Here is a 9,372-nt window from a genome sequence, read left to right on the forward strand (position 1 = left end):
CGGTGAAGCTGAGGAAAAAGGCGCCCAGAAACGCAACCAGATTGGCAACAAGCGGCGCCAATCCCTGCAGGACAAGAAGGGCGGCAATGCCCATATGGGCCAGGGTGGAGGCTCCCCCGACCAAAACAAAGCGCGAGACCTGCAGCGACATCTACTCCGCGCCCCCGGCTGTGATTTCTTCCGCCAGAAGATAGCCGGGACGTCCCTTCACTTCGGAAAACACCCGCGCCAGATATTCCCCCAGAACCCCGATAGAGATCAGCTGCACCCCACCCAGAAAGAAAATGGCCACCGCCAGTGTGGACCACCCCGCAAGATCATGTCCCCAGATCAGCGTTCGCGCCGCAATGAAAAGCCCGTACAGAATAGACATAAATGCCAGTGTCGTGCCAATTGCTGTCCACATCCTCAAGGGCCAGTCCGTAAAGGATGTCACGCCTGTCATTGCCAGTTTAAAGAGCCCGCGAAAGCCAAATTTCGACGCCCCAGCCTGGCGGGGTTCCAGCTCAATCGCCACCGCAACACTGCGAAAGCCAACCCAGCTGTACAGCCCTTTCATAAATCGGTTGTGCTCGGGCAAAGCACAAAGAGCGTCAACCACCTTGCGGTCCATCAGGCGAAAATCACGCGTGTCTGCGGGCACCTCTACATCGCTGCCATAATTCAGGAATGTGTAAAACGCTTTGGTGAACACACGTTTCAGCCAGCTTTCGTCCATGCGGTGCGCGCGCACGGTATAGACCATCTCGTAGCCATCCCGGTAATGCGCCAGCATCATATCCAGATAATGCAACGGCTCCTGCAGGTCGGCATCCAGAATGACAACGGCCTGTCCGGTGGCCCGTTGCAGGCCAAGCCATAATCGCCTGCTCCTTACCAAAATTGCGCGATAGCCGGAGGACAGAAACAGGTATATCCCACTGATGCGCAATGATATTCTCTATCGTCGCATCAGCACTGCCATCGTCGACAACGATAATCTCGGCAGAGGTCACCAGCATTTTGGCACGCGCGGTGACGCGTCTCAGGGTCTCGACGATACTGTCTGCCTCATTGTAGGCCGGAATGACAAAAGACAGATCCGGCACCCTTGACACAGAGACCTCTGCGGGCGCCAGGCTGGCAAAGATGTCAGGCGTTATGGCGCGAAAGTTTCCCATCAGTTTGCCCCTCCCGTTTCCGGCTTGAACAGCAGGGTATTACGTCCGAATTGGCCAAGGTTTTGCAATTGCGGGCTGTTCAGCTGCGGCACCAGACGATTGGGCACCGCCAGTGCTGCGGCTTGTGGCTTTGACAGCAGCGAGGGCAAGGCTGTGACCTCCACGGGTTCAGCCGCGCCGAGGCTGTAGAATTCGGCGGAATAGCTGCGCCCAGACACCGTGTAGATCGCGGCATCAGGATCGATTTCCCATGCGGCCTCAATCAGCGCTTTATGAGTTTTCAGGGGCATGCGATCCGGCACAAACACCAGCCCCGCCACAAAGGCTGCAAACAGCACAAAGATCGCGCTGATTGCTGTGAAAAATCCCATCTTTTGGCTGAAACCCGGCTTTTGCCCCAACCCTGGCTTTGGGCTGCCCTGATTGGTTGCAAGCACAGTCATCAGGATTGCAGCCGCAGGCAGGCCGGGAAGAGTGTACGCCGCGAGTATATTGGCAGCAGGGGTGAACAGGATCAAAGGCGCCAGGGCCCAGGCCAGCAGGTACAGCAACCAGCCAGACCGGTCCTGTGCAAACGACTGCAGCGTGCTGCGCGCCCGCCAGGCAAACAGGATCGGCACAACGCTCCAGGGCAGAGCTGCCTGCAGCCACAGCACCCAAATCATCCCCTTGGGCTGCACATGGGCCGAGCCATAAAGATGCCGCTCCAACCAGAGACCACGAACCGGTTACAGTGCTCGCCGATGATGAAGTAGTGCAAAAACCCAGGGGTGGCGATCTCGGCCGCGATATACCAGGGAGCCGCCATCAGGGTTGCCAGCGCCAGGCCCGGCCCCCATGGCAGGTGTTTGAGCGCGCCCCAGTTTCCCCCCAGGGCCAGCCACAAAAACAGCGGAATTGTGCAAAGCACAACGGTAACCGGCCCCTTGGCCAGCCGTCCAACCGCCAGCCCGACAAAGACCAGCATGCCCCAGGCCCGGCTTGGCGTCTCGCGGCAGGCGCCAGACCAGAACCCGGCCATGACCAGCACTGTCCCCAGGGTCATTGGCATATCGGTCATCACAAAGGCCGAGGCCCCAAAGAACAGGACCGGGGACATCAAAACAGTCACAGAGACCAGCGCGATATTGCGCCCAATGATGCCGCGCAGCCAGACCCAGAGCACCGCCAGCAGCAAAAGCGAGACCAAAAGGATCGGCAGACGCGCAGCGGCCTCATGGGTGCCAAACAGCTGCATCCCAAGGGCAGAAAGCCAGGTATGCAGAGGCGGCTTTCCCCAAAACGGCACGCCATAGTCGAACTGCAGGGTGATCCAATTGGCCGTTTCCACCATCTTGCGCGCGATTTCGCTATAGCGCGCCTCGGTCGTGTCGGTCAGAGGCAAATAAAACATCGCCACAATTCGCAGCGACAAAAAGGCGCTCAGAGCCATGTAGAGCACGCGCCGCAGCGTGGGCGTCAACTGGAGATCGCGACCGGAATAGGGCAATACCCCGTTGAAATGGCGTTTGCATGTCGCCGCCGGGAGGGTTTCGACTGTCGTCATATTCTTGCGTCCTGCTTGTTTCGCAGGGCAGGCATAGTTTGGCTTAGATCACCTGAGCCTTGTCGGAACTATACCAATCCGTAATCTCTGGATGGCTTGATCTTATCGAAACTTACAGTATCCCAGGATCAGTCCCCCACTTACGGAACCTACCAGACTGCGTGTCCTTGTTGTTGAAGACGATATTGAAACGGCCGAGTACATCACCTCCAGTCTAAAGGCACAGGGCCATGTGGTTGACCATTGCGCCGATGGCAAAGAGGGATTTCTCAATGCGTTGGACAACGATTATGACGTCATGGTCTTTGACCGGATGCTGCCGGGACTGGATGGGCTGACGCTGATTAAATCTGTGCGCGGCGCCGGTGTCGAGACGCCGATCCTGTTCCTGAGCGCGATGGACGGTATCAACGACCGGGTTGATGGGCTGCAGGCTGGCTCTGATGATTATCTGGTCAAGCCGTTTTCGTTTCATGAGCTCTCGGCGCGCCTGAATGCCCTGACCAGGCGTCCGCCGCTCAAGACGGAAGAGACCGTTTTACGTGTCGCTGACCTGGAAATGAATTTGATCCGCAGAACGCTGATGCGCGGCGACACCCCGATTGATTTGCAGCCCCGGGAGTTCAGCCTGCTGGAATATCTGATGCGCAATGCCGACCGGGTGCTGACCCGGACCATGCTTCTCGAAGCCGTTTGGGATTTTCATTTCGACCCGAAAACCAACGTGGTTGAAACCCATATCAGTCGGCTCCGCAACAAGATCGACAAACCCTTTGCGACAGAGCTGATCCACACCATTCGTGGATCAGGATATAGTCTGCACATGGGTAAGGTTCTGAAACTCTCCCGTATTTTTCGCTCGACCTCGGTGCGTCTGTCGCTGCGCTTTGCACTGCTTTATTCGGTGGTTACCGCATTGGTCTTTGTGATGGCCTATCAGATGGCCGACTATGAAATCACCAAATGGATTGAGGAACAGCTGCTCGAGGAAGAGACCGCCTACACCCATTTGTACCAGGAGAAAGGACTGGAGGCGGTCGTAGCACAGCTCTCCGGACTTGGTGATTTCAATTTCGAAGATCACCGGATTTTTCTGCTGCAGGATGTCAAGGGCGCGCATCTTGCCGGCAATATCGCGCGGATCAACGGGTCCGGGGCCTCCGGGTATCTAGACGCTGCCTCGATTGAGGTTACGGGGCCGGATGAGAATGAGTCCCCCGGCTACATTCTTCGCAATATCTCGCTTGGTGCGCATACCCTGATTTTGGGCACCAGCACCTATTTTGTGACCGAGCTGCTCGAAGGGCTGGGCGGCGGCTTGCTGATCGGTTTTGCGATTGTTCTGCTTGTCGGCGCTGGTGCTGGCGTCGCTGTGGGCCGCCGGACAGAACACAGGTTGGTGCAGATCTCCACCACACTTCAGGACGTTGCCAAGGGCAATCTTGAAGCCAGGGTTCCTCTGAAGTCCGGTACTGCAGATGATCTGACGCAGCTCTCTGCCGAGATAAACAAAACCATTGGTCATTTGCAAAACATGGTTGAAAGCCAGAACCAGATATCCGCCGATATCGCGCATGATTTGCGCACGCCAATGCAGCGCTTACGGCAAAGGCTTGAGGCGATTGGCCAATCCCCGGACCTGCCACAGCTGCAGGCAACGGCTGTCTATGAAGCAATTGATGCGGCCGATGATTTGATCGAGACCTTTCACGCCCTGCTGCGGATCTCACAGATCGAAGCGGGTGCGCGGCGAGAAAACTTCTGCCAGGTTGATCTCGTCTCTGTTCTGGCCCGGATCGAAGATGCCTACGGCGCGGTTGCCGAGGAAAAGGGACAGAGCCTGACGTTTACAGCCGTCCCCCCGCCCGTCACGATATCAGGTGACCGGCAGCTTTTAACTCAGATGATGGCAAATGTCGTTGAAAACGCCCTGCGCCATTGCGCAGGCGACGCGCAGATCCAGGTCGGGCTAGAGGTGCACAATGCAACGATCACTTTTGTTGTTTGCGATAATGGTCCGGGAATTCCTGCCGAGGAAAAAGAAAAAGTACTACGCAGATTTTACCGGCTAGAAAAGAGCCGAACGACCTCCGGCAACGGGCTTGGGCTGAGCCTGGTAAAAGCAGTGGCGGATCTTCATGATGCGAAACTATCCCTGACGGACGGCAATCCTGGCCTGACAGTCTCAATAGTGTTCACAGCGCCTCCAAAGGGCAGCCTTTAGCCCAAAGCCCTGCCTCTCGTATGGAAACGCTCCATCCAGACGGGGATTTTGCCTGCATGCCCCAGGTTGTCTGCATATCCCAGGCCGGAGCACATACGCGCGCAGAGCAAGGCCAAACACGCAGGTCACTCTGAAAGGGTCATGCGGCGTTTTCTTCGCCATCCTGCGGCAGTTTGCAGGCTATCCGGCGCATGTCCTCTCGGCTCATGGGCTGACCAAAGTAGAAGCCCTGGGCCGAGGTACAATTTTCCGCCCGCAGGAAGCGCAGCTCATCTTCGACCTCGACCCCTTCGGCGAGGACCGGAATGTCCAGGGCAGCACCAAGCAGCAGCGTAGAGCGCACAATGGCGGCACGCTGCGAGTTCTTATGCACGTCTTGCACAAAGCTGCGGTCAATCTTGATCTTGTCAAAGGGGAAGGTCTGCAACATCGACAACGACGAATACCCGGTGCCAAAATCATCCATGGCGATACGAATACCCAGCGCCTTCAGCCTGTGCATCACCTTCAGCGTCTGCGCCTGGTCGTGGATAATGCTGGCCTCGGTGATTTCCAGCTCCAGGCGCTCCGGGGCCAGGCCGGTTTCAAACAAATTATCCATCACGTTTTCCAGAAACGCCTGCTGCACCAGCTGCTGCGGGCCACGTTGACGGCAACGCTATAGGGGTGATCCCATTGCGCAGCCTCGCGGCAGGCCTCCCGCAGAACCCAGGCGCCGATGTCGCGCATCAGGCCGGTTTCCTCCGCCACCGGGATAAACTCGCCCGGTGACACCCGCCCGCGCGTCGGGTGGTTCCAGCGCAGGAGCACTTCGAATCCCTCCGGCTTCAATGTTTTCAGGGTGTTCTGGAGTTGATATACCAGTTCGAATTCGTCGTTTTGCAGCGCCTGACGCAGGTCATGCACGAGCTGCGTCCTGTCTCGGCTGCGGCGGTCCATTTCCGCGTCGAACAGGCAGATTGGCCTGTCTGTTTCCGACTTGGCACGGTACATTGCCACATTCGATTTATGCAGCAACTGGTTCGCATCCCGCCCGTCTTCCAGTGTCGTGGCAATGCCGATGGATGCCCCGACACGTAAAGAGACGTCCTCCAGGTCGATAGGTTCCACAATGGCCGCATGCAGCCGTTCGGCAAAGCTCTGCACCTCTTCAATGCAACCGAACCCTCGTTTTATGGCAACAAATTCATCGCCCCCAACCCGGGCTATATAGTCGCCCTCGCCCTGTTGCCTGCACAAACGCAGCGCCACCCGGCGCAACACCGCATCCCCCATGGCGTGGCCGTGCAGAGCGTTGACCTCCTTAAAGAGATTGAGATCTATCGTCAGCACCGCCGCGCGCGCGGCATCGTCCTCGGCCAGCTGCATCGCCAGGGCATCCATCTTACGGGTCAGCGACATGCGGTTGGGCATCCTGGTAAGGGGGTCTTGCAGGGCCGCGTGGTCAAGTTGGGAGCGCGACTCCCCTTCGAGGTTGACCTCAATGCTGGCGGAGGCCATGGCAATCAGCAGGATGACCCCGGTCACACCAAAAATAAGCATCGCCATAGCGGTATCCGAAATAGCCATAGGTGGCACCACGACAGAAGAGTCGAGCCGGATTTCGATCGCGCTCATTCCGGTGAAATGCATCAGGCAGATCGCCAGAACCATAGCAGCTGCAGGCCAGATCCGCCCGGCTATTCCTCCGAGGCGTTTGGCAATCAACCCGTAGCTGACGACCCCAAACCCCGCGCCCAAGAGGACAGAAGCCAGCAGCTGCGGCAGGCTCCAGACAATCGTACCCGGCAACAGATAGGCGCTCATGCCAGTGTAATGCATCGCAGTGACGCTCAGGCCAAAAATCGCCCCCGCCATGTGGGCTGCATACCGGCTGCGTCCATAGGCCAATCCAGCGTTGGCCGCCAGCGCGCCCAACACCCCAACCAGGAGCGACACACCGGTCATGACCGGCTAATAGCCATGCGCATAGCCTGGGTTATAGGAAAGCATCGCAATAAAATGGGTCGACCAGATCGTAGCCCCGGTAATCAAACCAGCCAGAGGCAGCTGCACAAGGCGGCGCCTGCCCTTCCATTGGGTCAAACGGGCGGACATATGCGTGGAGAGCACCGAGCCGATGACGCAAATAAAAGCCGCCACCGCAACCAGGCCATAAATATGTTCCTGGGCAATGCAGTCCAATAGTCGATACATGAACCAAGTCCTCGGGCCGTATGAATTCCAGTCGATTGTCCCGTTGAACAATTAATAAACCAATCGCAATTCACCCCCTACTATGGAAGAAATTGCAAATAATTCTAATCTTTCAAAAGACAATCAGCAGAAAAACGACCGGCCGACGTTGTTATACAATGCGGTGATTTCTGCGCCTGCCTCCATCGTGTCTAGACGACAAAAAGGCTGCGTCCCCCCGATTAAAAGCGCGAGATAAAGCAGGGCTTTGCGGCGACGAATCTCTAAGAAGACGCGAACGGTCGGCAAGACATCATTGGTTTTGCGGGAGCAATTGGTTATGCGAGGTCATCTGGCTTGCAGCAGCTCCGCCATCTTATCGCGCATCACGAACTTTTGCGGCTTACCTGTGATGGTCATCGGAATCTCATCTACGATCCGCACGTGTTTGGGTATTTTATAGTGGGCAATCTGGCCCTGACAGAACTGACGCACCGCCGCGTCGGAGAGGTCTTCACCTATCTTTGTCACAACCCAGGCACAGACCTCCTCCCCAAGCGTTTCATGCGGAATGCCAAAGACCTGAACCTCTGCGATCTGCGGATGGCGACAGAGGAATTCTTCGATCTCTCTGGGGTATATGTTTTCGCCGCCGCGAATGATCATATCCTTGACACGACCAACGATAGAGCAAAATCCGTCAGCGTCAAAAGTAGCCAGATCGCCGGTGTGCATCCAGCCATCCACAATCGCATCACGCGTGCGCGCCGCGTCATCCCAATAGCCCTTCATCACGGAATAGCCGCGCGTGCAAAGCTCTCCCTGCGTGCCGACCGGAACAATCTGTCCCACAGTGTCGACGATTTTGACCTCGAGGTTCGGATGGATCCGCCCCACCGTGGCGCAGCGCTTGTCAATTGGGTCATCCGTGAGGCTTTGGAACGAGACGGGCGAGGTTTCTGTCATGCCATAGCAGATCGTCACCTGCTGCATGTTCATCTGGGACGTCACCCGCTCCATCACATCAATTGGACACGGAGCCCCCGCCATGATGCCCGTGCGCAGAGAGGCCAGATTGACCGGGTTTTGCGCAAGCTCCTGCAGCATGGAAACGAACATTGTGGGCACACCGTAAACAGCGGTGCAGCGTTCCTTTGACAGGGCCGCCAGCGTTGCGGCTGGCTCAAAACCCTCTCCCGGAAAAACCATCGCAGCGCCTTTGCTGACAGCCCCAAGGGTTCCCATCACCATCCCGAAACAATGATACAGCGGCACCGGAATACACAGGCGGTCGGCCTCTGTCAGTTTGATCCGTTCGGTAACAAAACGGGCATTGTTGACGATGTTGTAATGGGACAGTGTGGCGCCCTTTGGAGCACCTGTGGTGCCCGAGGTGAACTGGATATTGATCGCATCGTCCGGGCGGAGCGTGCCCTCAATCGCCGCCAGACGCAACTGCTGGGCAGGCCCGCCGAGGGTTTTCACCTCGTCAAATCTAAATGTTCCCGGCGCGGCCTCATCCGCCATCACGATCACGCTTTTAAGCCGGGGAAGCTTTGCGGAATTAAGTCGCCCCGGCTCGGCGCGCTCCAGCTCTGGCGCAAGCTGCTGCACCATTTGCAGATACTCCGAGGTCTTGAACCGCTGCGCCAGCACCAGCGCCTTGCAGCCGACCTTGTTCAGCGCGTATTCCAGTTCTGCCAGACGATAGGCGGGGTTGATGTTGACCAAGACCAACCCAATGCGGGCCGTGGCAAACTGCGTCAAAACCCATTCATAGCGGTTGGGAGACCAGATCCCGATGCGATCGCCCTTTTCCAGCCCCAAGGCCAGAAACCCCGATGCAAGCGCATCAACGTCACGGTCAAAGTCATAATAGCTCAACCTCTTACCGGTGTCCTGAAAGACCAGCGCCTCTCTTGGACCAAAGCGCGACACCGCTTCGCGCAACAAGGTGGGGATGGTGATATATCTCAGCTCCTGATCAGCGCTGCCTTTGACGTAGGACTGGCCATCAACCGGGGCTGAACCCGTCGCAGTGTCGGGTCTGCCGCGCTGTTGCTGTGCGGATCCCAACCTGTGCGCCAGGCTTTCATTCAGAATTGACATGCTGGGTTCCTCACATTGTCCGCCAGTCGCCGCTTTGCTCAAACGCATGCGCTGCTTGATAGATTTTCATCTCGCCATAGTTCGGCCCGACCAGCATCATGCCGACCGGAAGCCCTTCCAGCAGGCCACAAGGCAGGCTCATGGCGGGCAGACCACCG

At 57.4% G+C, this 9,372-nt stretch carries 7 protein-coding genes and 3 pseudogenes; 2 read left to right on the plus strand and 8 right to left on the minus strand.

What is annotated here, in order from left to right; translation table 11 throughout:
- The 5 genes and pseudogenes from B4968_RS26240 to B4968_RS17330 form a co-directional block, all read right to left on the minus strand.
- On the minus strand, positions 1 to 151 hold a 151-nt coding region (locus tag B4968_RS26240; protein WP_420916544.1), incomplete at its 3' end, for a GtrA family protein.
- A complete protein-coding gene (locus B4968_RS17320) occupies positions 152 to 931 on the minus strand; it encodes a glycosyltransferase (RefSeq protein WP_241525821.1) in 780 nt (259 codons plus the stop codon). It abuts the gene before it with no gap.
- Positions 918 to 1,160: pseudogene (locus tag B4968_RS26245) on the minus strand (glycosyltransferase family 2 protein); the annotation flags it as partial. The pseudogene B4968_RS26245 and the gene B4968_RS17320, both read right to left, overlap by 14 nt.
- Positions 1,160 to 1,816, minus strand: a complete 657-nt coding sequence (locus B4968_RS17325; protein WP_139792883.1) for a hypothetical protein — start codon at positions 1,814 to 1,816, stop codon at positions 1,160 to 1,162. The pseudogene B4968_RS26245 and the gene B4968_RS17325, both read right to left, overlap by 1 nt.
- A gap of 5 nt (positions 1,817 to 1,821) precedes the next feature.
- On the minus strand, positions 1,822 to 2,706 hold the full coding sequence (locus B4968_RS17330; protein WP_083100669.1) for an ArnT family glycosyltransferase: 885 nt from the start codon (positions 2,704 to 2,706) through the stop codon (positions 1,822 to 1,824).
- A 157-nt stretch (positions 2,707 to 2,863) separates the two neighbouring features.
- Between B4968_RS17330 and B4968_RS17335 the strand changes: the two are divergent.
- Positions 2,864 to 3,526 (plus strand): annotated as a pseudogene (locus B4968_RS17335) (winged helix-turn-helix domain-containing protein); the annotation flags it as partial.
- Between the two features lie 120 nt (positions 3,527 to 3,646).
- The gene (locus B4968_RS25865) at positions 3,647 to 4,930 is read left to right on the plus strand and encodes a sensor histidine kinase (protein ID WP_338153303.1); all 1,284 of its coding nucleotides are present in this window, start codon (positions 3,647 to 3,649) and stop codon (positions 4,928 to 4,930) included.
- Positions 4,931 to 5,069: 139 nt separating this feature from the next.
- Here B4968_RS25865 and B4968_RS17345 read toward each other — a convergent pair.
- The 3 genes and pseudogenes from B4968_RS17345 to B4968_RS17350 form a co-directional block, all read right to left on the minus strand.
- Positions 5,070 to 6,877 (minus strand): annotated as a pseudogene (locus tag B4968_RS17345) (bifunctional diguanylate cyclase/phosphodiesterase).
- Positions 6,878 to 6,883: 6 nt separating this feature from the next.
- The gene (locus B4968_RS25875) at positions 6,884 to 7,126 is read right to left on the minus strand and encodes an MHYT domain-containing protein (RefSeq protein ID WP_162843577.1); all 243 of its coding nucleotides are present in this window, start codon (positions 7,124 to 7,126) and stop codon (positions 6,884 to 6,886) included.
- A 327-nt stretch (positions 7,127 to 7,453) separates the two neighbouring features.
- Positions 7,454 to 9,214, minus strand: a complete 1,761-nt coding sequence (locus B4968_RS17350; protein ID WP_083100670.1) for an AMP-binding protein — start codon at positions 9,212 to 9,214, stop codon at positions 7,454 to 7,456.
- Between the last annotated feature and the right edge of the window lie 158 nt (positions 9,215 to 9,372).

It is taken from the genome of Pseudophaeobacter leonis (assembly GCF_002087335.1).
GTDB lineage: Bacteria > Pseudomonadota > Alphaproteobacteria > Rhodobacterales > Rhodobacteraceae > Pseudophaeobacter > Pseudophaeobacter leonis.